Here is an 867-nt window from a genome sequence, read left to right on the forward strand (position 1 = left end):
CCGCTGGGATGCGCACAGCCGGCGCGGGCGGCTGCGCGCAGGCGCCGGCGGTGGCCTTCCCGTAGCGACGCTGTGCGACTGTGACAACCACCTCGGCGGCCACGAGCAGGACCGCGATCCAGGAGACCGTTGCGATCTTGTCGAAGGCCTGGACCCACTCCCCGTTGACCGGCAGGTCGTGACGGACCTGGACCTGGACGACATATCCCACGCTGACCAGGAGCAGGCCCACCGGGACGATCCGCAGCAGGAGCCGGCCGCGCGGCACCACCATGGCGGCCAGCGTGCCCACACCGGTGGCAATGCTCGCGACCGGATTCACCAGCACCAGCGCGGCCAGGGCCATGGCAGCGGCCAGCACGACCGCGATCGCGACGGGGACGCGCGCGGCGCGGGACGCCAGCGGTTCGAACATCGGCAGATCCGGCGGCGCGGCCGGACCCCGGACCGTTCGCCTGCGCCGTCGTGCCGTCACCACCAGCAGGACGGCGCCCGACACCAGCGCGGTGCCGGAGACCGCCAGGGCACGCCACACCAGCTGCTGGGGAGCCCAGGCCAGGTGGACGTCGAAGTCGGCCGCGGTGGGGATGATCCGCCAGCCGTTGGCGTAACCGTCCACGAGCATGGGCTGGCCGTAGTCCGTGCCGCCCGAGGTCGCCTTCCAGCCGGCGGACAGACTCTGGCCGAGCACCAGCCAGAACGGCCGACCGGGCTGCGCGCCGGTGACCCGCAGCCCGAACGAGGTTGCCGTGGAGCCGGTGACCGCCACCGCCGGAGCGGGCGCCGCGCCTGACGTACCCGCGGGCGCTGCGCCCGGTATCGGCGCTGCGCCTGTGATGGCCGTACCTGTGATGGCCGTGCCTGCGG

At 73.8% G+C, this 867-nt stretch carries 1 pseudogene; it reads right to left on the minus strand.

The features are described 5' to 3' along the window. Window positions 1-769 (minus strand): annotated as a pseudogene (locus DD1DGNOD_RS13565) (alpha-(1->3)-arabinofuranosyltransferase domain-containing protein); the annotation flags it as partial. Window positions 770-867 lie beyond the last annotated feature (98 nt).

Origin of the sequence: Candidatus Protofrankia californiensis (assembly GCF_900634765.1) — a bacterium.
Lineage (GTDB): Bacteria > Actinomycetota > Actinomycetes > Frankiales > Frankiaceae > Protofrankia > Protofrankia californiensis.